The sequence below is a fragment of the Paenibacillus agricola genome, assembly GCF_011440305.1.
Classification (GTDB): Bacteria; Bacillota; Bacilli; order Paenibacillales; family NBRC-103111; genus Paenibacillus_S; species Paenibacillus_S agricola.
The window spans coordinates 70,698-91,191 of record NZ_JAAOIW010000020.1 but is presented as its reverse complement, the minus strand read 5'-3'; the positions used below and the strand labels follow the sequence as shown (position 1 = coordinate 91,191).

The following is a 20,494-nucleotide window of genomic DNA, read 5'->3' as shown; positions in this document are numbered from 1 at the left end:
TTGAATAATGTTGACTAACGGGCAAAGCATAGTGAACAACGCAAGGAGACTGCTGATTTACGAATGGCAGCTATAGCATTTTTTGGTAATAACAACCTTGCTCGTTTAGTGGGTAAGGTAATTTTCTTAAGTGGATAAATAAGGGGGTGAGGTAATGCAAGGGTATAATGTTGTTATGATATACAGCAAAGATATGGACCGATTGCTAATGTGCAAACGATTAAAGAATCCATATAAAGGATTAAGTAATTTAGTTGGTGGGAAAATTGAGATTGGAGAAGCGGGTATTGAAGCTGCTTACAGAGAACTATTTGAAGAAACCAGTATTTCAAAAGAGGATGTTACTTTGCATCATGTAATGGATTTTAAATACTATTTGCAACATTGCTATGTTGAAGTGTATGTTGGCAAACTGAAGCATGATGTCATGGTCTCAGGAGATGAAAATGAATTATACTGGTCTGATTTGAATAAAGATTTTTTTAACATGTCCTTATATGCAGGTGAAGGAAATATTGGGCATATGATTGAACAAGTGAATATGAGTAAAGATATCCTTCTAACGGATTAAACACTTTCTTGGAGGGCGGCAATAATCCTAACACGACAGTTAAGGGGCTTGCTACGCAAACAGCTTCTCTTTGTATCGCTGAAGTAACGGGCAAGTTAACTGAGAAAGGATATGATTATGAGAGTTATAACTTTATGCGGTTCTACAAAATTCAAGAATCAATTTGAACAAGCCAATGCATTTCTTACACTTCAAGGAAATATAGTTATTGGCTTAGCCTTCTTTGAACAGAGTGAAGGTTTTGAAATAACACAAGAACAAGCTGAATTGCTGGCAAGCATACATTTTAGAAAAATTGATATTTCCGACGAAATATTCGTTATTAACGTTGATGGCTACATAGGAAACAGCACAAGAAAAGAAATTAAGTATGCAGAAAAGAAGGGGAAAGTAATTCGTTACTACTCGGATGGAGAGATTCCTTCTCAGTATTCAGCTAACAGGACAGGATAGTTAAATACGTTAAGCTAGTGGTGATATATGTCGCCAATATAAGAGGTATCCGGTTCATGCCAGCAGGGGCTAAAATATACTAAGAGAGCGCTCAGCCATCAAAGGCAAAAACGCTCTTTTGGCGGTATGATGAATATTTCATTTGCCAATTCCAGGAGAGAGAGCCTATACTAGACCAAATCGCACATAAGGTAATTTTTGTTAATAGCAAATGAACCGATAAGGTGGAAACAGGCAGGAGTTGAACCTAATGGGCACAGTCCGATTAGTTAATCCTTCATTGGACTTTCATGAGCAGTATTTACTGTTCTATAAGGATTGGGTCAACAGTGGTGAAGAGATCATTCCTTGGGTTGTACAAAAAGATCCTGGCGATTTCAAGAGGATGCTGGAATTTCTTTATTCAGAAGATAGCGAGGAGAAATTAACTAATCCTAATTGGGTGCCTCATTCGACATACTGGCTGATCAATGAGGAAAACAAGCTTGTAGGTGTAGTAAACATTCGCCATCGTTTGAACGAGCAGCTTCTGAACGGCAGCGGACATATTGGTTATGGAATAAGTCCTTCCCATAGACGAAAAGGTTATGCTAGTGTGCAGTTATCTGAGGCGCTACATATAACCAAAGCAATGGGCTTGGATAAAGTGTTGTTGGTGTGCAATAAAGGCAATATAGGCTCGGAGAAGACAATTTTGAAGCATGGTGGTATTTTTGAATCCGAATTTTTAGAGGACGGTGGCCATATCGTCAGGAGGTTTTGGATTAGGGTAGGAGGCTAATGCTGAGGCATTTCGAGAAGGCATTGCGTGGTAGGGAGAGATGGAGATATGGCGGGTTAGAAGGGGGCTGACTATGAATATTATTGTACAAACGGTTCATTATGATCAGAAATCGATACTTCGGAACTTAGTAGAGCTATATAAATATGATTTTAGTGAGTATGAGGCAGATGATGTTAATGAGCAAGGCTTATATGAATACCAGTATTTGGACCACTACTGGACGGAAGATGGAAGGTTCGCATTTTTTGTCAGGGTGGATGAAAAGCTGGCAGGCTTCGCTTTGGTAAGGACACTTGGCATGAATGAACAAAATCAAACTATTTATTCGATGGCTGAGTTTTTTATAATGAAAAAGTATAGAAGAATGGGCGTAGGCGATCATACAGCCGTTCATTTATTCAACCTGCTTCCGGGTGTATGGAAGGTAGGTCAACTGGAAAGCAATGAGCCTTCCCAAATTTTTTGGAAGAAGGTAATTGGAGCCTATACCAATAATGGTTATGAGCAAGGAAGGCGCGAAGATCATGAGGGCCCGCTGCAAACCTTTGTGAGCAAGCCCTAAGTATGGATATCTACGTAATTCATTCGAGTAAAATAAGAGGTTTGTAGCCGCACCATAAAAGAGTGTTCGTTCGCTAATTGAAAATGGGAATCGTGCAAAGGATGAACAACGTACATGAGCAATCAAATGATAACGATACAAGCATTAAAGTATGGAGGCCACCTTCATTATGAGTGGAATACAATACTTCTTGAGCAGACGGACAGCTATATTTTTGTACTGGGGGAATATGGGCGGAAATTAAGTCATTATACAAAGGATCAAATATTTACGGTGGAGAATTGGACTATTGAATTTTTTTCGTTGGATTCCTGGTTCACCGTTAGTGCAGATATTGTTGAAGGGAAAATACTTCAGTATTATTGTAATATCAATCAGCCAGCTACGATTAACGGTCAAGTGGTTTCTTTCGTTGATTTGGATCTTGATTTGGTCTATAGAAATGGTAAGTGGGCAGTCGTTGATGAAGATGAATTTGCCAGTAATACGCTTAAGTTTGGATATCCAGATGAGCTGGTAAAAAGGGCAAGGATGGAGCTGGACAGCTTACAGGAAAGGATTGCTAGAAAGCAGTTTCCATTTGATGGAGCGATTGAGCGTTTTATTAGGATGATTCCATAAGGGAAAAATGCCAGATCGTGTTTAACTGCTGCAAATATGTATGAGCAAAGTATTTCTTTGGAAAAGGAGCTAAGCCGTTGAAAAGAACATTAGTGATAAGTGATATTCATGGATGCTATGAACCCTTTAATCAGCTACTAGAGCTTATGAAATATAACCGGACAGAGGATCAATTAATCGTGCTGGGTGATTATGTCGATAGAGGGCCTTGCAGCAAAGAGGTCATTGAACAAATCATGCGGATGGTGCGTGAGGATGGAGTGATCGCGTTAAGAGGGAATCATGACCAGCGTTTTATTCATGTGGCGAGAAGTGGGGATCCCAAGGTGACCTCTACATTTTTGGAGTATGGTGGTAAGCAGGCGGTTATGAGTTATCTGGATCTGGACTTTTGGGACGATACTTGGGCAACAGAAACGATCCAGCAGTTTAGGAGGGTTGTCGTGGAGCGGTACCAGCAGCATCTTTCCTTTATGGAAAGCCTTCCATATTATTATGAAGATAAAACCCATATTTATGTGCATGCAGGGCTGGACCCTAGCTATTTGGATTGGAAAAGCCAGTCTCCGAAAGAGTTTATGTATATCAGGGAGTTGTTTATTAAGAATAAGACGGTCGTGAACAAAACAGTGGTTTTTGGACATACAAAAACGGTTGAAATCCATGGAAGCGCGGATATTTGGTTTGGCGGTGACAAGATTGGCATTGATGGGGGCTGCTCTTCAGGGCTACAGTTGAATGGGTTGGAGATTACAGATGGCTCGACTTATAGAACCTATAAAGTGAAGGCTTAGACGGGTGGAAATAATTTATTTACAGATAAGCTTGCAATCCCATTTCATTCGTGGTATTATACTTCTTGCGCACATGAATCACGGCTAAAATAAGCTAGTTTTTATGCGAGTTTTAAATATTAGAATTAGATTTAATTTCATAATGCGCACCCTTAGCTCAGCTGGATAGAGCGTTTGACTACGAATCAAAAGGCCGGGAGTTCGAATCTCTCAGGGTGCGCCATACACACTTGCCGGTGTGGCGGAATGGCAGACGCGACGGACTCAAAATCCGTTTCTTGAGAGGGAGTGGGGGTTCGAGTCCCTTCACCGGCATCACTGATATACAAAAATCACTTCAGATCCGCTTGCGGCTTTGAAGTGATTTTTGCTTACCCCTGTTACCACAAACGAAAACCTCAGAAAAGTAAAAAGAGGGCATGCGCCCTCCAAGGAAATTCTCGTTTTTACTGTACCTTCAAGGAAACGCCAATCCATTTGGCAGCTGATCACTACATCACGGAGCTGATCAGCACCTTCTCTCCGCGTTTGGCGCTTTCGATCGCGCCGAACACCATGGCCATACTGTTTAGGTTATCCGAACAGTCGGTTTCCGCTTTGCGCCCTTCGATGAGCGAGGCAAACATTTCATCGAAGCAGCCGTCATGCCCTTCACGGCCCGTCCATTCGGCTGTAGGCTCAACCCTCAAGCATTCGTTCCTGTGGGCTCCAGTCACGAGCTCTGCAGGCAGTACCTCCGCATAAGGCGTGTTCGTGCCGTCCCAGATTAAGGTTCCCTTGGAGCCCATGATCCTCCAAGCGCTTTCCCAGGAGGTCGAGGCGCCTTCAGCGCACCATGAACCGTTGTAAGAAAACACGCTGCCGTCGGATAATTCAAAGATGCAAATCGCTGAAGCATTGCCCCGGTACCAGGAATGGGGCGGATTAAATTCATGGCAGTATACCGATACAGGATCGGCCTTTAGCAGAAACCGAGCTTGGTCAAAGGTGTGAATCGCCATGTCAAGGATCAAGGGATTGTCCATGGCATCGCGGAAGCCGCCAAAATGCGGCCCCAGGAAGAAATCGGCCTTAATAAAACCGGGTTGCCCGATGACCCCTTGCTCGATGAGGCCCCTTGCCTCACGAATTTGCTTCGTGTACCGGCGGTTTTGCATAACGGCATAGCTTTGGTTATGCTCGGCGACGAACGCCTTCATATCAGCCGCGTCTTTCATGGATGCGGCCATCGGCTTTTCGCCCAGTACATCGCAGCCGAGCGCCGTGGCGGTCAGCACTACGCTTTTGTGCACCTCGGGGATCGTCACATCCATCACCAGGTTAGCGTTGGTGGAGCGGATCGCTTCCTCCAGATTGGTGAAACGTGCGCAGGTGAGGTTATATTCAGCGGCCATGGCTTCAGCGGCGGCAGGGTTAATATCGACCAAGGCTACGATCTCCACGTCCTCTCGCGACAGCGCATTTTTAATCCAGCGCTTGGACATATTGCCGCAGCCAACCTGAACGGCTCTAAATGCTTTAGAAGGAGCAGCAGCAGCACTCATTGAGGTTGAACCCCCTTAATCGACTCCAGCGGTACACTTTTGCCATAGACAGGAACGGGGCGCGTTGTTGGTGCTGCCCATGCGGCGGCGTTACGAATGACACGGCGAACCTGCTCATTATAATAAGTAGGGTAAGTTTCGTGGCCGGGGCGGAAATAAAAGATTTTGCCTTGCCCACGGTGGAAGGTGCAGCCGCTGCGGAACACTTCTCCGCCCTCAAACCAGCTCAGTAGAATAATCTCGTCCGGCTGCGGAATGTCAAAATGCTCTCCGTACATCTCTTCTTGCTCTAATTCGATATAGGGGCCAATGCCTTCCACAATCGGATGCCCCGGCGAAACGACCCATAAGCGTTCTTTTTCATCGGCTTCCCGCCATTTCAGGTTGCAGGTGGTGCCCATAAGCTTCATGAATATTTTGGAAAAGTGTCCGGAGTGAAGCACGATCAGCCCCATGCCTCCAAGTACACGCTTGTGCACGCGTTCTACGATCACATCCGTAACCTCACGATGCGCCTTATGCCCCCACCAGATCAGGACATCCGTATGATTAAGCTTTTCCTCGGTAAGGCCATGCTCTTCTTCATCCAACGTCGCATAACTGATCTCAAAGTCCTCACCAAGTCCGGCACCAATGGCATGATGGATGCCCTCGGGGTAGATAGCTCTTACCTTTTCATTAATTTGCTCATGCCTAAATTCATTCCAGACGGTAACGCGCAGCTTTTGGCTCATAGTTAAAACCTCCATTGTATGGTTGTGTTTCGTCAATCATTCACCTCGAATTATAAGCAACCGCTTACACAAAAGATAGACTTAAATGTGCCCGTTCATTCTCCAAAAATGACATTTTCGAAATTGCTATGGTATACTGAACGCAAATCTTTAGGATTAGCGAGGTGCATCCGCTTATGACTATTTCGATGGAGCCGCAGCTGGATCCCGTCAGGGAAGAGGTTGTGATTTACCAAAACCCGCTCCTATTCCTGAAAGTCTGGGAGGTTCAATCCGATTATCCCCGTGCAGACATTCCAAGGGTTTGGCCTTGGCATTACCATAAAGAGGTCGAATTTCTCGCTGTCACCGAGGGGGTTGCTGGCATACAGACCAAGGAGGACTACCAGACCCTGGAACGTGGGGATTTGATGTTGTTTGGTTCCTCACAGCTTCACCGCATTCGTAAAGCGCATCCGTCGCAGCTTCGTTTTATCGTTCTGCAAGTCGATTTGCTGCAGCATTTCGACCAAAGCTCGATGCCTTATTTGCACGGCTTTTCCGAATTTATGCATCCGCTGGGCAAGCTGAATTATATATTCAGGGAGCAGCCTGAGGGCCGCGCGGAAGCCTACTCGCTGATCCAGGATATTTACCTCGAATCCCAAGTGCGGCAGCGAGGGTATGAGCTGGCAATTGGGGCGGCGATCAAACGCCTGCTGTTAGTATTGCTACGCTATGATTCCTTGATGCTCATGCAGGGCGGCACGGAAATGGAGGTTACCCGTTTGCGGCCGGTGATCGATTATGTAGAACGCAACCTCGGAGAGAGGATTACCGTCGAGGACGTTTGCAGTCTGATGAATTTTAGCTATGCCTATTTTATCCGGTATTTTCGTTCAGCCATGGGGCTGTCCTTCGTCGAGTTCGTTAACTATAAGCGGGTGAAAAAAGCCGAGCGGCTGCTGCTGACACGCGACCTCAGTATTATGGAAATTGCCTGCGAGGTGGGCATACCGAGTACGGCGCAATTTTACAAGCTATTTAAAAGGTACAACCATTGTGCACCCGGAGAGTTCAAGGCAGCAATGAGTGGTAAAACGATCGATAGCGACAGCATTTAGTTTAAGAAGAAAACGGACTTTTCTTTCCAACTGCTGCTCTGGCAAGGTTTTTCCCTAGAGGCATGGCATTTGGAAGGGACATTTATTTTCCGAAGGGTGTAGAAAAGTATTGTCCGTATCCTGCCTTTCCCATGCCGTTTATGATGAATGTAGCCGCTCTCATTAAAGATGGGCGCTGCGTACCTAAATCGCAATTGGGGAGGATTACAATAAAATGAAACCAATGAAACGTAACCTTACGAAGTCTTCTGTAACTTTAGCATTAATGCTGACTTTTGCCGCAACAGCCGCATGCTCCAATCAAGCAGGGACAGAACCAGCGAATGGAGCCAACAATGGAACAGGGGCAGCAGCGAAGGAAGCCGATAAGGCGATTTCGATTAAAATGTTTGCCGGGCTTTATAACGAAGCGCCGAATATGAGCGACGATTATTGGACGGAATGGCAAAAAAGGACAAACTCCAAGCTTAATGTGGAATGGGTACCATCCGGCGATTTAAATACGAAGCTGGATTTACTGCTGGCCTCCGGCGACTTGCCCGAGGTTGTAGCTGTACCGGATTTCAAGCGGGCTACCCTGCTAAGCGCCGTTAAAAACGGTGCCTTCTGGGATCTTACTCCATTTCTTGGCGATTTGAGCAAATATCCGAATATGAAAAATAATTTGGTTCAGGATGCTTTTAAATACCGGACGGTGGATGGCAAAATTTATTCGCTGCCAGGCTCACGTTCCCGGGTGGATGCAGGCATCAAAATCCGCAAGGATTGGCTGGACCAGCTGAAAATACCAGTGCCTACAACGCTCGATGAATATGCGGCAGCCTTGAAAAAAATCATTGAGGCGGATATCGACGGCAACGGAAAGAAGGATACACTGGGACTGATCGGGCATGGAGTGATTGTTAATGATGGCGATGCCTCATTTGCTGCGGGCTTCGGCGCGTCGCAGCCAACGTATGATGCTGATGGCGGCTTGATGTATACGAACTTAAATCCACAATATACCGAGATGGTGGCATGGTTCCAGAAGCTTTATCAGGATGGAATTTTGTCCAAAGAATTTGCTGTGATGAAAACTACGCAAGCGGAGGAGCTATTCCAAACCGGGCGCGCCGCTTCTTATCCAAGAAGCATATGGTGGGATAAGCAGTGGGAAACGACCATGGAGAAATCCGGGCAAAAAAATCCGCAAATTATTAATCTGACTTTAAAAGGACCAAAAGCGACGGCCATCGATTTATCTATTGGCGGCGGCGGCGGCTTCTTTATTTCCAAAAAGGTGCCTGAAGCCAAGGTATGGCAGCTTCTGGATTACTTTGAGAAATCGGCTTCAGAAAGCATTACGGATTTCGCTTATTATGGTTTGGAAGGCGTCCACCATACCGTAGTCGATGGGCAGAAGGTGTTAAATGAAAAAGGGATCAAAGAGGTGAACACAACCAGTAAGGGTGTGGGCGTTCTTACTTACCAGAAGTGGGGCAAAGTGATCAGTGCTTCGGGAAGTAAAGCTTATAACGATGCCAAAATCAAGGAAGTTGCCAACTTTGACGAGATAGGGCAGGTTGACCCTTTCCGCTTCCTTATATCTGATTCGTGGATTAATGTTTGGTCCAAATATGAAAAAGAATGGAAATCGATGGTAACCAAAGCGATCGTTGGGCAAATCACCATGGACGAATACAAGCAGTTTGTTGATAAAATCAATGCTTTGCCAGAGACTAAGCAGGCCTACCAGGAATTCGCTAAGCATTATAAAAGCTATTTGGGCAAATAACTGGGCAAGCAAGGGTCTCTAGTTTTGCCGGGGAGGGGCCTATGAAACATTGGATGCGTTGGGGGCTTGCACGAATTGGTGTCTTGCTCCCCAGGACTAATTATTTAAGCCGACTCGTTTGGCTGGGCTGTATTTCCGTGTCTTTGCCTATTTTCCTGCTAGGAAGCTCCTATTTGCATATGTCCGAGAATAAGCTCACCCAGCAGTTCCAGGATGATAGCTATGCCTCTTTATTACAGCTGAAGGAACGGATGGAAAATGTATTAACGCAAATCGAATATCAATCGCTGCAGCTTTCCTTCTCGCCTTCCATCAGGTCTGCCTTGGGCCAGCCCGAATTTGCTGGGCAATACGTAGAACAGGCTGAGATTTTGGATACCTTAATCGTGCAAAAAAACTCCGGGAGCCTGGTACGCGAAATTGTGATGTATGAGAGTGCAAGCAATATCGTGTTATCCAGCTCCTATGGAGCTACTGCATTGGAATATGCCCCACAGCGGGATAATATTAAGAAGCTTTTAGCTATGGACAATAAGGCGGAATGGTTATACTTGCCTTCATCTGCCGAGGATGAAAGTATCTCTTATGTAAGGCGCCTTCCGGCTACCAGCTTTGGCAAACCGCAGGGCATACTTATTTTTCAAGTGAAGGAAGCCGATATTCGAAAGCTGCTGTTCAACTCGGGATCGGCGCAAAGCCTGCAACATTTATTGGTGCTGGATTCAGAAAACCATATTATGCTGCATTCTTCAGACGATTCGCTGCTGGGCAAGCCAGCTAAGCTCCAGCCTCTTTTGACTAGGGTTCTAGCTGATGAGAACGACTCGGATTATTTTATCCAAACGGATGACCAACGAGAAAAGCTGATGACCGTATTTTATCGTACGGCTCTAGGAAGAACCTATATTTCGCTTATGCCTGAGCGGGAAATGACAAGCCAATTATCATGGCTACGCCTTTCTATCGCGCTTTCCGTGTTAATTTTTTTGCTGCTTGGTGTCGTCCTGACCATCGTATTTTCCAAGCTGGCCTACAGTCCAATCGATAAGCTGCTTAAGTATGGGGAGCAGCTGCGAAATGGAGGGACAGCGAAGACGACTGGTATCCAAGGAAACGAAATTGAGTTTATCCGTTCCTGCCTGACCTATTTAAGGGATCAAGCGGAGTCCTTGGACAATTACGTCAAAAAAATCCAGCCGGATCTGCGAGACCAATTTTTGCTGAATCTGCTGGGTACCGCATCAACAGTCCGTAAGGGAGCCTTGGAGACTTCCTGCACGACTTATCACATTCCTTTAGAAGGCGTGTATATGGCGCTGGTCGTCAAGGCGGAAAACCTGTTTAAGGAAAAAAGGTTTTTGCCCAATGAGGGAGCTATTATCGTATTTGCGATCAAAAACGTGATGGTCGAGCTATTGGAGCATTGCGCCCCGGCTCAAGGCTTCGTCGTGGAAAAGGACGAGAAAGAGGCTGTTGCTGTTATCCATTTTGAGCATGGGACGGATGAGCTGGAAATGGAGCAAGCCCTACAGCGCTATGGCGACAAAATTTGTGAGGCGTTAAAAACGTATTTGTCCTTTACGGTTTCTATTGGAGTCGGCGGCAAGCGTGATAGTCTCGCCAAGCTGTCGGAAACCTACAATGAAGCGAAGCTTGCGCTCCAATACCGGCTGATCAGCACTAGCCAAGGGGTGCTTTTCTACGACCAGATGGCTGCACCCACGGAGAAGCTGAAGGTGTTCAGCTACCCGAAAAGCTTCGAGTTGGAGATGATCGAGTATTTGCTTCAAGGCGAGCTTTCCTCGGCGGAGCTTGCTCTAACCGAATTTTCGTTGAGGGTGCGAACCTCTGATTCCTATAATACCGCTATGCAATGCTATTTGGTGCTGCTCTCAGCAATTATCCAATCTTTAGAGGAAAGCGGCTATGGGGTACTGGACAACCTCGGTGACAATTTATTCGAGCAATTAAAAGCAAGACAAACGTATCAGGAGGTTCATGAATGGTTTGTTGAGACCTTATTTCCGATGCATAAGCAAATTACTGAGGAAATCCGTACGAATACAACAAAATGGGCTGTACAAAAGGTATGCTCCCACATTGAAGCAAATGAGGGATTGCCATCTCTGATCGAATGCGCGGAGCTGGTCAATATGAGCCCCTCTTATCTGAGCCGGATGTTCAAGCAAGAGGCGGGCATTTCTTTTATCGAATATTTGATGGCTTACAAGGTGGAAAAGGCAAGAAAATTGCTTGAACAGACCGACCATAGCATTACGGAAATTGCCAGTATGGTTGGATATTCCGAGCGGAATCTTAACCGCGCGTTTCAGAGGCATGTGCTGATGTCACCTAAGCAATACCGTTTGTCCACAAGATAAGGGGCGGTTGGCGGCTATAACTAAGACAAAGACTGACATAGTTGGCTGATATACTTTCTTATGCAGATGCATCATTGATAAGAGGAGGTAGGGCTACTATGAAAGCTCTGGAAGGCAAAATAGCTGTTGTAGCGGGTGGCACGCGTGGCGCAGGCAGAGGAATTGCGGTAATGCTGGGTGAGGCAGGCGCTACGGTCTATGTGACAGGGCGTAGTGTGAGAGGCAATCTATCGGAGATGGGCAGGCAGGAAACGATTGAGGAAACAGCGGAAATGGTGACAGCGCACGGAGGTGTGGGCATACCGGTAAGAGTGGATCATTTGGTCCAGGATGAGGTTAAGGCGCTTTTTGAACGGGTGCAAGATGAGCAGGATGGGGCTCTGGATCTGTTGGTTAATGATATATGGGGCGGGGATTCCTTAACGGATTGGGGCAAGCCTTTCTGGGAGCATTCTTTGGATAAAGGGTTGAAAATACAGGAGGCTGCCGTACAAGCACATATGATTACCAGCTATTATGGCGCTCCCTTGATAGTAGCCCGGCAACAAGGACTCATTATCGAAATCACCGATGGCTTCGATTACCGGTACCGCGGCAATTTGTATTACAGCTTAGCCAAAGTATCAGCGATTCACTTGGCACAAGCGATGGCGGCAGATCTTCGTGAGCATCACATCACGGCGGTTTCCTTGACACCCGGGTTTCTGCGTTCGGAAGCGATGCTTGACCTGTTTGGGGTAACGGAGGCCAATTGGCAGGAGGGGGCGAAGAAGGAACCGCATTTTCTCATCTCTGAAACCCCCTATTATGTCGGCAGAGCCGCCGCGGCTTTGGCAGCAGATCCGAATATTATGGACAAGACGGGTCGCATTCTCACTTCATGGGATCTCTCCGATGAATATGGCTTTGTCGATATGGACGGCGCTCGTCCCCATTGGGGCAGGTATGCGGAGGCGCAGGGATTTTATAAATGAGCAGGGTTCCCCGATGCGGGAATATCGTAACAATAAGGAAGCTTCAAACCCGGTGCTAAAGCATCGGGTTATTTGGCTGGAGAAAGCCTGACATCGCTGGGCGAATCTCTGATAGAAGCGCTGGCCGAATCACTGGTGGATGCCTAAGGGGACGCGTACTATTGTGATAATAGTCGTAATTTGTATTATAATAGAAGGAGTACAGGCATTCGTAAGTATCTAATTCTAACCTTGAGCTATTAAAAAAACTGAAAGATCGAAGTCTATCCATGGTTCTAGTTCTCGGAGTATTTGTTAATCAAAGCATTGGAGGGATAATATGAATTATGAAATTTTATATCAAGGAGCGTTTCCATTAGTAAAGGTGGAATTAAATGCGGGGGAAAGCGTGAAGGCCGAGTCAGGAGCGATGGTGTCGATGACACCCAATATTGACCTCAAAGGAACCGTAGACGGGGGAATTATGCGTGGGCTAGGGAGAATGCTGAGTGGCGAGAAGTTTTTCTTTCAGGAGCTGACTGCAACTAAAGGAAAAGGGGAGGTTCTGTTGGCACCTGCGGCTATAGGCGATGTTCAAGCGATTGAGCTTGACGGGTCTTACAAGCTTTTAGTGCAAAAGGACGGATTCCTTGCAGGAACCAGCGGTATTGAAGTCAATACCAAAATGCAAAACCTGACGAAGGGATTCCTCTCTGGTGAAGGCTTTTTCATCGTTGAAATCAGTGGGAGCGGTACAGTGTTCATCTCCTCTTACGGAGCGATCCACGCGATCAGCCTCGCGGCTGGAGAAGAGCTCATTATTGATAATGGCCATTTGGTGGCTTGGCCGAATTATATGGAGTATAAGATTGAAAAGGCAGCTAAAGGCTGGATATCCAGCGTAACCAGCGGCGAGGGTGCTGTATGCCGTTTCCGTGGCGAAGGTATTGTGCTCATCCAAAGCCGCAATCCGGCCGGCTTCGGGACATGGATCAAGCAATATATTCCCGGCGTTAAGTAAAGCCGTTTATACGCAATAAGTACGCTTGTGAAGCCCTTCCTGAACGATTTCGGGAGGGCTTCTATTAGTCATGTATGGTTTTGGTTTGGGTCAAAGGTGGATGCTTGGCTCCCGTTTAGCCGTTAGAGCACCTTCAAACATATCGATAATTTCCAAAAACCTCTCCGCTTCACGGAATACATGGTCCGCTAGGAGAGGATGGATAATGCTTTTCACTTTACATTGATAGATGAGATCTCTGGCAGTTTGCTTGAAATCGCGCAATGATTTCACGGAGACTCGGTTCTGGTCGAGGAATTGGTCCAGTAATGGCTTAGTTTGTGATTGTGGACGCATCGAATCCAGATCCTTGGCTTGAAATAGCAGCTGATCAAAATCATGGCTGAATTCCCGGGCTTGATCAACAAGCTTGCGTTCAGAGGGATCGAGAAGATGCCCGATGAATTTGGCATGGTCAGCCATAATTCGCAAGAAAAATACATTTTCATCTATGATGGCGTCTTGTAGCGGCTCTAGTTTGCCTTGATTAAGCTCTTCCAAGCGGTTTCTGAAATAATACGCTTCTCTGCTGACATGATCCACTAACAATGGGAAGTTGTTTTGTCCGGGAAGCTGACAGGATAAGATCAGTCCTAAAAGTTTTCGCTTAAACACCCAAATATGAGAAACAGCCGCGTGGACTTCCTTATTGAATTGCTTGATGGTTGAAGGGTCTGTATCTAGACCATAAGCATGGGATTGTTGCTCGATTCCTTCAAACACCTTGTAAAAATATTGTGCCTCATTAATGAGCTGAGTATCCTCACAGCGAAAGCCCAGTCTTAAAAAGAGTGAATGCTCTTTCATAATGCGGGACCAAAAGCGGATTTCATCTATAGATCTTGTTACAAAAGCATCTGGCATTGGGTCACCTCCTGAAAATTTTCGCAGAAAATTACCTTGGAGCATAAGCTGATTTTTGTAGAAAACATCCTTAACAAATGTATGAATAAGATACATAATTAATAACCAATGCCTTTGCTATTAATTAATTAGCTGTATGCTCATTTCCTGTTATAGGGACTCGAATCTGCATGTAACTTTTGTGGATTTTTTTCGTTATACTGAAAGTTTAGATCTGGGAGCCAGAATTTATTGGATTGATCCCGAGAATGGGAAATCCACTTCATGAGATTATCGCTTTGGGTTAAATACGCGGAAATGGCTGGAAAATTCATATCTAATTCAATCGGAGTATAGGTATGGGGAAAAAAGCAAATGTTTAGACAAGGACACTTTAAGGGTATTATATAAGTATCAATCTGAAGGAGGTAGAGTACTATGAAAAAAGCGTTATTGACTGCAGTTGGATTGGGAGCTGCCTATCTGTACAAAAACCCGCAGGTTCGACAAAAATTAATGAGCAAGGTTCAATCCTTTATGAGCCAGTCCAAGTCTACAAGCCCAGCGACACCAACCAAATAATGGGTGCTAGACGAAATTCGATGATGATTGAACTTGATTTGATCTGAGCGCCTTAACCCCAGAAAGCACTCTTATCCTACGTAACCAGTAGGATAAGGGTGCTTTTTCCTGTTTACCTTGCTCACTCACCAAGGGTAGGGGGCTAAAGGGCTTCAAGCCTATTGGAGGCTTTTGCGGGCGGCATCGCAAAACTGCCTAATGGCCTGCTCGACAATCGATCTAGGGCAGGCTAGATTAATTCGCAGCCAGCCCTCACCTTCGGTTCCGAATACCGAGCCTTCGCTGAAGGCGACTTTTGCTTGACGGAACATTAAATCCTTTAGTCCCGCAATGTCTAAGCCGAGCCCACGGCAATCTATCCATAATAAATAGGTGCCTTCCGGGACAAGCGGCTTCACTTCTGGCAAATGCTCCGAAAAATAAGCGAGCGCATAGTCCAGATTTCCTTTAACATAGGCCATCATTTCATCAAGCCAAACGGCACCTTCATTATAAGCGGTCTCAACGGCATCCTGGGCAAAATGCTGAGCCATATGTAAACTAAGCGTTTTGAGCCGTTGGTCGATTGCGCGCTTAAGCTTAGTATTGGATGTCACCATAAATGAAGTATGCAAGCCCGGCAAATTGAAGGTTTTGGTAGCGGCTAAGCATGTGACGGTAATATCTGCAAGTTCTGGCGATACGGAAGCGAAAGGGATATGCGTATGTCCTGGAAAGGTTAAGTCGCAATGAATCTCATCGGAAATGACGGTTACTTGGTACTGGAGGCAAAGCGCTCCGAGCTTGGCAAGCTCATCTCGCTCCCATACACGTCCGCCTGGATTATGAGGGCTGCACAGCAGCAGCAGTTTCGCTCCGCCTTGGAAAAGTGACTCCAGATGGTCATAGTCCATCTCAAACCGACCGTTGCGAATCAGCAGCGAATTTTTGGCTACGACTCGCCCATTGCCCTCAATAACATCATAAAAAGGGTAGTACACGGGCGATTGGATCACGACCTGCCCACCGGGCTCACTGAACAGTTCTACAGCGAGGCTAAGCGATGTTACAATACCAGGCGAATCCGTGATCCAACTGGACTTGATCGACCAGTCGTGGCGAAGGCCAAACCAATTGACAATCGCATCCAGGTAGCTGTCACTCCGGACGGCGTAGCCGTAAATGCCCAATTCAGCACGCTGCTTCAGTACCTCCAGCACGGCAGGAGGACTTAAGAAATCCATATCGGCTACCCATAACGGCAGAACATCCGAGCCCCCGAACAGCTTAACCCGCTGGTCCCATTTATAAGAACGGGTATTTCGTCTTTCATTTAAAAGATCAAAATTATAAGCCAAGAACAAACACCTCAATTTCTGAATTTTAAAATAGACCTGCGTTAACCCGTAGACCTAAGGTCATGGAGCATTCCGAAAGCTGTTGATGCCGTGTATCTTCGGATTATATCATTATGGGGTGAAAACGGTAAAGCGGCGGCGCTTACGCAAAGGGGAAAACAAAAAAAGCAGTACCCTTCCGTGAAACGGTTAGGATACTGCTTGTCTATTCAGATGTCGATGCCCAAGTAAAGGCAGCGCATTAATTTACATGTGCAAGAGCTGCTTAGTTAGCTTGCTGCGCAAGGCGTACCAGCATATGGGCCAGCTTGTGCTGTTCTTCTTGAGTGCCAACCTTCCACAATTCACTCAACAGCTTTTCCTCGCTATTGCGTGGCTCTTCATTTGCTGTCAAATAATTGGCTATTTTTTCGGCAGTAACCGCTATTTGCTCTTCGCTTAGGCCTAATTTCTCAGCTAATTCAATGCGCTTGCCCAGATAGCTTTTAAAGGATTCGAAGTTTTTCAAAATCTCTTCCTTTTTGTCTGGGTTTATTTTATCCAGTGCAGTATTTACCTTATCTACGGTGAAATTGTCCTGTTTGTCGACCACATGATTATACTCTGACATAGTAACGCCTCCTTAGGATAAATGGTTAGACTGTAGTACCATCTATTACACTCTCTAGGCAGAGGCTGAAACAAGCATTAACCCAAGCCCTCCCAAATCATCCGGACCGCGACAAGGAAAAAGGTAATTCTTAGCACCCACAGCAGCTTGCCGCTGCTTAAAGAGCTGGCGATTCGTGCACCTATCCAGCCGCCGACGAGAGCGCTTGGGGCAAGCCCCAGCACCATCCAGACATCAACCTCGCCTAAGGCTACATGCGTAACTGTGCCCATGATGGAGGACAAAAAGATCACAAACATCGACGTTGCGGTAGCGACATGAGGCGGATAGCGGAATAGTAGCATCATGGCGGGTACGAATAAGGAGCCGCCGCCAACACCAAATAAGCCGGATATAATGCCCACGACCAAGCCAATCGCCAGCGCAGGGAGGGCACCATAGCCATAGGTATGGACGGCTCCATGGTCATCAGTGTATGTTCTTTGAATGGCCCAGCGCACATTCACAGGCTTTAGATAGCCTTTGAAAATGAGCAGGAGAGCCATAATCAGCATGAAAATACCAAAGGCGAGCTGGAAGGTAGTGGCATCGACGAATTGGGTAAGAAAAGACCCAAGCATTGCCCCGGGGCCGCAGGTAAGAAAGTAAAGCCAGCCGCTGCGGAAATCGACCTTGCGTTGTTTATGGAAGGACCAGGTGGAGGAGAAGGCTGTGAAAATAAGCACAGCTAAAGAAGTCCCCACCGCTGTAGCGACCGAGACTTCTTTGCCGATAAAATACGGCCCCAAATAAATGAGCGCAGGGACGATAATAATCCCGCCGCCAAGTCCAACAAGGCTCCCAAGTGTTGCCGCGAGCAGCCCAACTGCTGTGAAAAATAAAAAGCTCATGCAAGTACCTTCCTCCTAAAAGTTTGCGAAGCAAACCGCTACGTAAGCATATCTTAAGTTTGCGAAGCAAGCTGCTACGTAAGCATTCTATATGAATGTATGATGGTTCCCCATCATAGTATCATATTGGAGGAGAGGGTTAATGCATGAGCTGTGCCATTACTTCAAATATAAATCGCCGATCAGCGGTTTATTCGGCAAATAATGTACGGTTCGGATGAAACGGACGGTTTTCGTCTTGGCTCTCATCACAATTGAATGGGTTTCTGCGCGATGGTTGCCGATATATTGGACGCCTCCAAGAAATTCTCCCGGCGTGATGCCGGTTGCAGCAAAAAACACATCCTGGTTGCCGACCATGTCCTCCATCGTCAACAATTTCAACGGATCGCCGATGCCCATACGGCGGCACCGTTCCATCTCTTCTTCATCCGCAGGCATCAAGCGCCCTTGGATCTCGCCATCGAGGCAGCGCAGCGCAGCAGCGGCCAATACACCTTCCGGTGCGCCCCCAGAGCCTACATATAAATCGATGCCCGATTCATTCAGGGCAGGAGCCATCGCCCCGGCGACATCGCCATCGCTTAATAATTTGATCCGAACGCCAACGCGGCGCAGGGTTTGGATCTTATCCTGGTGGCGCTCGCGGTCGAGAATCATGATCGTCAAATTGCTCAGCGGCTTATCGAGGTATTTGGCGGCTTTTAACAGTGTGGTTTCCAATGGGTCATCCAGACTCAGCTTCCCGACTAATGCAGGACCCACCGCAAGCTTATCCATATACATATCAGGAGCATGCAGCAGGCAGCCTTTGTTCGCCATGGCGATAACCGCCAATGCATTATTCAAGCCTTTGGAAACCGATTCGGTCCCTTCCAACGGATCAACTGCAATATCGACCTCCGGACCTTGCCCATTCCCTACCTTTTCGCCTATGTACAACATAGGGGCTTCATCCATCTCGCCCTCGCCGATCACGACAGTGCCTTGCACGGAGACTGAATCGAACATCGCCCTCATTGCAGTAGTTGCAGCGCCGTCTGCCTCAATCTTATTGCCTCTGCCCATCCATTGGGCTGCGGATAATGCTGCTAATTCGGTCACACGTACAATTTCCATAGCCAGCTCTCGTTCCATTAGTTACGCCTCCGCACTCATAATAGATTAAATAAGTTACAATGTATCATGATTATAGTATAATTATTACATACTAATTGTGCAATATATAGATGTAAACAACAAATATATTTTGATAACTAAATATATACAGCATATAACTGTGATAATAGATCAATAACGCACTCTTCTATAAGTTACGCTTTATCTTTGGTATAATTAAATACATCCAGAGAATTTTAGAGAAAAGGATAGGGAGGTCAAGATTATCGAATTGTCAGCCCGTCAATTGCATATTGTGGAATTGGTTAAGCAGCACTCGCCGATTACCGGTGAGCAGATCGCAGAAATGCTGGGGCTCAGCCGCCCGACACTGCGTTCCGATTTGGCTCTACTTGTTATGCTGGGGTTGGTTGATGCGAAGCCTAAGGTTGGCTATACGCCGGGCTCTTCCATATCAGCAGAGAATCAAGTAGCACGCAGGCTGCAGTCATTGAAAATTAAAGATATACAGGCGATGCCGGTCGTTGTGAGGGAATCGGCTTCGATTCATGATGCGGTAGTTACACTTTTTATGGAAAATGTAGGGAGTTTGGTCGTAGTGGACGAGGAAAGCTGTTTGTCCGGTATTATTTCCCGCAAGGATTTGCTGAAATTTACACTGGGCAATCCGACTGCGGCCACCATGCCTGTTAGTATGGTAATGACCAGGGAGCCGAATGTCATCCATGTTGGGCCCGAGGATAATGTATTAGATGCCGCCAGAAAAATGATCCACCACCAAGTAGACGGACTGCCCGTGGTTATTCCCATCAAACAAGATATCCCCAATGGCCGTAACCGCTGGGAGGTTGTTGGACGCATCACGAAAACGATGATGACCCAACTATTGCTGGAGCTTGCCTCCGAATCCTAGTCGTATCATGATGAGCAAAGGAGAACCGTGGATGATGAACGATCAGCATTATGAAATAACCATTTGCTCAGATTCGGTAGGCGAGACGGCGGAGGCGGTAGTGAAAGCAACGATGCGGCAATTCGATGCCCATCAGGTGATCACTAAGCGAATCGGCCATATCAAGCACGAGGATGAGATTCGTTTAATTATGGAAGCAGCGGCCAAGCGGGGAGGCTTTGTAGCCTATACGCTGGTGCAGCCTGAGCTTCGCGAAATGATGAAGGAAGAAGCCATCCGGCTGGGCGTCAGGGCCGTAGATATCATGGGGCCTATGATGGAGGCGTTTATTGATACCTTCAATGACTCCCCCAAACGCAAGCCGGGCTTGCAGCATGAGATGGATGATGACTATTTCAGGCGTGTTGAGGCGATTGAATTTACCGTAAAATGTGATGATGGCCGCGACACCAGCTCTCTGCTGAAGGCAGACATCGTGTTAATCGGCGTTTCGCGAACATCGAAAACGCCACTTAGCATTTTTTTGGCGCATAAAGGCCATAAAGTAACCAATTTGCCGCTGGTTCCAGAGGTGAAGCCGCCCAAGGAATTGTTTATGCTTCAAGAAAATCGGGTAATTGGTTTAACTATGGATGCGGAGAAGCTATTGAAAATCCGTACTGAGCGATTGAAGGCGGTAGGTCTACCTAATGGTGCCAAATATGCCACATTAGACCGTATTGTCGAGGAATTGGATTATGCACATGTCTTAATGAAGCAAATCGGTTGTCCGATTATTAATGTGACTGACAAAGCAATTGAGGAGACAGCAGGCATTATTCTCGGTTATATGAACTAGATTAAAGCTTATTTAATATTAGAGAGGA

Annotated in this window: 21 protein-coding genes and 2 tRNA genes; 16 read left to right on the top strand and 7 right to left on the bottom strand. The window is 46.4% G+C overall.

What is annotated here, in order from left to right; translation table 11 throughout:
* Positions 1-154: 154 nt before the first annotated feature.
* The 8 genes from G9U52_RS33050 (at position 155) to G9U52_RS33015 (ending at position 4,100) form a co-directional block, all read left to right on the top strand.
* On the top strand, positions 155-571 hold the full coding sequence (locus G9U52_RS33050) for an NUDIX hydrolase (protein WP_166155806.1): 417 nt from the start codon (positions 155-157) through the stop codon (positions 569-571).
* A gap of 117 nt (positions 572-688) precedes the next feature.
* Positions 689-1,024 carry a hypothetical protein gene (locus tag G9U52_RS33045; RefSeq protein WP_166155803.1) on the top strand — a complete coding sequence of 112 codons (336 nt, stop codon included), beginning with the start codon at positions 689-691 and terminating at the stop codon, positions 1,022-1,024.
* Between the two features lie 250 nt (positions 1,025-1,274).
* Positions 1,275-1,805 carry a GNAT family N-acetyltransferase gene (locus G9U52_RS33040; RefSeq protein ID WP_166155800.1) on the top strand — a complete coding sequence of 177 codons (531 nt, stop codon included), beginning with the start codon at positions 1,275-1,277 and terminating at the stop codon, positions 1,803-1,805.
* 73 nt (positions 1,806-1,878) lie between these two features.
* A complete protein-coding gene (locus tag G9U52_RS33035) occupies positions 1,879-2,370 on the top strand; it encodes a GNAT family N-acetyltransferase (RefSeq protein WP_166155797.1) in 492 nt (163 codons plus the stop codon).
* Between the two features lie 114 nt (positions 2,371-2,484).
* Positions 2,485-2,991 carry a DUF402 domain-containing protein gene (locus tag G9U52_RS33030; RefSeq protein ID WP_166155794.1) on the top strand — a complete coding sequence of 169 codons (507 nt, stop codon included), beginning with the start codon at positions 2,485-2,487 and terminating at the stop codon, positions 2,989-2,991.
* Positions 2,992-3,068: 77 nt separating this feature from the next.
* Positions 3,069-3,785 carry a metallophosphoesterase family protein gene (locus G9U52_RS33025; protein ID WP_166155791.1) on the top strand — a complete coding sequence of 239 codons (717 nt, stop codon included), beginning with the start codon at positions 3,069-3,071 and terminating at the stop codon, positions 3,783-3,785.
* A 146-nt stretch (positions 3,786-3,931) separates the two neighbouring features.
* Positions 3,932-4,008, top strand: a tRNA-Arg gene (locus G9U52_RS33020).
* 9 nt (positions 4,009-4,017) lie between these two features.
* Positions 4,018-4,100 (top strand) — tRNA-Leu (locus G9U52_RS33015).
* Positions 4,101-4,276: 176 nt separating this feature from the next.
* Here the strand turns inward: G9U52_RS33015 and G9U52_RS33010 are convergent.
* Both G9U52_RS33010 and G9U52_RS33005 read right to left on the bottom strand, forming a co-directional pair.
* Entirely contained in the window at positions 4,277-5,269 is a 993-nt protein-coding gene (locus G9U52_RS33010) for a Gfo/Idh/MocA family protein (RefSeq protein WP_311764967.1), read from the bottom strand.
* Between the two features lie 56 nt (positions 5,270-5,325).
* Positions 5,326-6,063, bottom strand: coding sequence for a ThuA domain-containing protein (locus G9U52_RS33005; RefSeq protein ID WP_166155785.1), 738 nt, complete (start codon positions 6,061-6,063; stop codon positions 5,326-5,328).
* Between the two features lie 176 nt (positions 6,064-6,239).
* Between G9U52_RS33005 and G9U52_RS33000 the strand changes: the two genes are divergently transcribed.
* The 5 genes from G9U52_RS33000 (at position 6,240) to G9U52_RS32980 (ending at position 13,295) form a co-directional block, all read left to right on the top strand.
* Positions 6,240-7,166, top strand: coding sequence for an AraC family transcriptional regulator (locus G9U52_RS33000; RefSeq protein WP_166155782.1), 927 nt, complete (start codon positions 6,240-6,242; stop codon positions 7,164-7,166).
* A gap of 214 nt (positions 7,167-7,380) precedes the next feature.
* A complete protein-coding gene (locus G9U52_RS32995) occupies positions 7,381-8,940 on the top strand; it encodes a type 2 periplasmic-binding domain-containing protein (RefSeq protein WP_243767700.1) in 1,560 nt (519 codons plus the stop codon).
* A gap of 41 nt (positions 8,941-8,981) precedes the next feature.
* The gene (locus G9U52_RS32990) at positions 8,982-11,321 is read left to right on the top strand and encodes a helix-turn-helix domain-containing protein (RefSeq protein ID WP_166155779.1); all 2,340 of its coding nucleotides are present in this window, start codon (positions 8,982-8,984) and stop codon (positions 11,319-11,321) included.
* 98 nt (positions 11,322-11,419) lie between these two features.
* On the top strand, positions 11,420-12,295 hold the full coding sequence (locus G9U52_RS32985; protein ID WP_166155776.1) for an SDR family oxidoreductase: 876 nt from the start codon (positions 11,420-11,422) through the stop codon (positions 12,293-12,295).
* A gap of 319 nt (positions 12,296-12,614) precedes the next feature.
* Complete coding sequence (locus tag G9U52_RS32980) at positions 12,615-13,295, top strand: TIGR00266 family protein (RefSeq protein WP_166155773.1); 681 nt, start codon at positions 12,615-12,617, stop codon at positions 13,293-13,295.
* Between the two features lie 90 nt (positions 13,296-13,385).
* Here G9U52_RS32980 and G9U52_RS32975 read toward each other — a convergent pair whose 3' ends face one another.
* The gene (locus G9U52_RS32975; protein WP_166155770.1) at positions 13,386-14,198 is read right to left on the bottom strand and encodes a DUF2935 domain-containing protein; all 813 of its coding nucleotides are present in this window, start codon (positions 14,196-14,198) and stop codon (positions 13,386-13,388) included.
* Positions 14,199-14,615: 417 nt separating this feature from the next.
* Here G9U52_RS32975 and G9U52_RS32970 point away from each other — a divergent pair, with 417 nt between their 5' ends.
* Positions 14,616-14,759 (top strand): hypothetical protein, encoded by a 144-nt coding sequence (locus tag G9U52_RS32970; RefSeq protein ID WP_166155767.1) that lies wholly within the window; start codon positions 14,616-14,618, stop codon positions 14,757-14,759.
* 158 nt (positions 14,760-14,917) lie between these two features.
* On the opposite strand, the gene G9U52_RS32965 is transcribed toward G9U52_RS32970, so the two are convergent.
* The 4 genes from G9U52_RS32965 to glpX form a co-directional block, all read right to left on the bottom strand.
* A complete protein-coding gene (locus G9U52_RS32965; protein ID WP_166155764.1) occupies positions 14,918-16,096 on the bottom strand; it encodes a MalY/PatB family protein in 1,179 nt (392 codons plus the stop codon).
* A gap of 265 nt (positions 16,097-16,361) precedes the next feature.
* A complete protein-coding gene (locus tag G9U52_RS32960; RefSeq protein WP_166155761.1) occupies positions 16,362-16,706 on the bottom strand; it encodes a DUF3243 domain-containing protein in 345 nt (114 codons plus the stop codon).
* Between the two features lie 77 nt (positions 16,707-16,783).
* Entirely contained in the window at positions 16,784-17,596 is an 813-nt protein-coding gene (locus tag G9U52_RS32955; protein WP_166155758.1) for a sulfite exporter TauE/SafE family protein, read from the bottom strand.
* Between the two features lie 159 nt (positions 17,597-17,755).
* Positions 17,756-18,733, bottom strand: a complete 978-nt coding sequence (gene glpX / locus G9U52_RS32950) for a class II fructose-bisphosphatase (RefSeq protein ID WP_166155755.1) — start codon at positions 18,731-18,733, stop codon at positions 17,756-17,758.
* A 268-nt stretch (positions 18,734-19,001) separates the two neighbouring features.
* Here glpX and G9U52_RS32945 point away from each other — a divergent pair, with 268 nt between their 5' ends.
* Both G9U52_RS32945 and G9U52_RS32940 read left to right on the top strand, forming a co-directional pair.
* A complete protein-coding gene (locus tag G9U52_RS32945) occupies positions 19,002-19,628 on the top strand; it encodes a helix-turn-helix transcriptional regulator (RefSeq protein WP_166155863.1) in 627 nt (208 codons plus the stop codon).
* 31 nt (positions 19,629-19,659) lie between these two features.
* On the top strand, positions 19,660-20,466 hold the full coding sequence (locus G9U52_RS32940) for a pyruvate, water dikinase regulatory protein (protein WP_166155752.1): 807 nt from the start codon (positions 19,660-19,662) through the stop codon (positions 20,464-20,466).
* Positions 20,467-20,494: the final 28 nt, after the last annotated feature.

What these genes read in the sequence shown, in the direction of transcription:
- G9U52_RS33050 (WP_166155806.1), top strand. Translation starts at nt 155, where the DNA reads ATGCAAGGGTATAATGTTGTTATGATATACAGCAAAGATATGGACCGA.
- G9U52_RS33045 (WP_166155803.1), top strand. Translation starts at nt 689, where the DNA reads ATGAGAGTTATAACTTTATGCGGTTCTACAAAATTCAAGAATCAATTT.
- G9U52_RS33040 (WP_166155800.1), top strand. Translation starts at nt 1,275, where the DNA reads ATGGGCACAGTCCGATTAGTTAATCCTTCATTGGACTTTCATGAGCAG.
- G9U52_RS33035 (WP_166155797.1), top strand. Translation starts at nt 1,879, where the DNA reads ATGAATATTATTGTACAAACGGTTCATTATGATCAGAAATCGATACTT.
- G9U52_RS33030 (WP_166155794.1), top strand. Translation starts at nt 2,485, where the DNA reads ATGAGCAATCAAATGATAACGATACAAGCATTAAAGTATGGAGGCCAC.
- G9U52_RS33010 (WP_311764967.1), bottom strand. Translation starts at nt 5,269, where the DNA reads ATGTCCAAGCGCTGGATTAAAAATGCGCTGTCGCGAGAGGACGTGGAG.
- G9U52_RS33005 (WP_166155785.1), bottom strand. Translation starts at nt 6,063, where the DNA reads ATGAGCCAAAAGCTGCGCGTTACCGTCTGGAATGAATTTAGGCATGAG.
- G9U52_RS33000 (WP_166155782.1), top strand. Translation starts at nt 6,240, where the DNA reads ATGACTATTTCGATGGAGCCGCAGCTGGATCCCGTCAGGGAAGAGGTT.
- G9U52_RS32995 (WP_243767700.1), top strand. Translation starts at nt 7,381, where the DNA reads ATGAAACCAATGAAACGTAACCTTACGAAGTCTTCTGTAACTTTAGCA.
- G9U52_RS32990 (WP_166155779.1), top strand. Translation starts at nt 8,982, where the DNA reads ATGAAACATTGGATGCGTTGGGGGCTTGCACGAATTGGTGTCTTGCTC.
- G9U52_RS32985 (WP_166155776.1), top strand. Translation starts at nt 11,420, where the DNA reads ATGAAAGCTCTGGAAGGCAAAATAGCTGTTGTAGCGGGTGGCACGCGT.
- G9U52_RS32980 (WP_166155773.1), top strand. Translation starts at nt 12,615, where the DNA reads ATGAATTATGAAATTTTATATCAAGGAGCGTTTCCATTAGTAAAGGTG.
- G9U52_RS32975 (WP_166155770.1), bottom strand. Translation starts at nt 14,198, where the DNA reads ATGCCAGATGCTTTTGTAACAAGATCTATAGATGAAATCCGCTTTTGG.
- G9U52_RS32970 (WP_166155767.1), top strand. Translation starts at nt 14,616, where the DNA reads ATGAAAAAAGCGTTATTGACTGCAGTTGGATTGGGAGCTGCCTATCTG.
- G9U52_RS32960 (WP_166155761.1), bottom strand. Translation starts at nt 16,706, where the DNA reads ATGTCAGAGTATAATCATGTGGTCGACAAACAGGACAATTTCACCGTA.
- G9U52_RS32955 (WP_166155758.1), bottom strand. Translation starts at nt 17,596, where the DNA reads ATGAGCTTTTTATTTTTCACAGCAGTTGGGCTGCTCGCGGCAACACTT.
- glpX (WP_166155755.1), bottom strand. Translation starts at nt 18,733, where the DNA reads ATGGAACGAGAGCTGGCTATGGAAATTGTACGTGTGACCGAATTAGCA.
- G9U52_RS32940 (WP_166155752.1), top strand. Translation starts at nt 19,660, where the DNA reads ATGATGAACGATCAGCATTATGAAATAACCATTTGCTCAGATTCGGTA.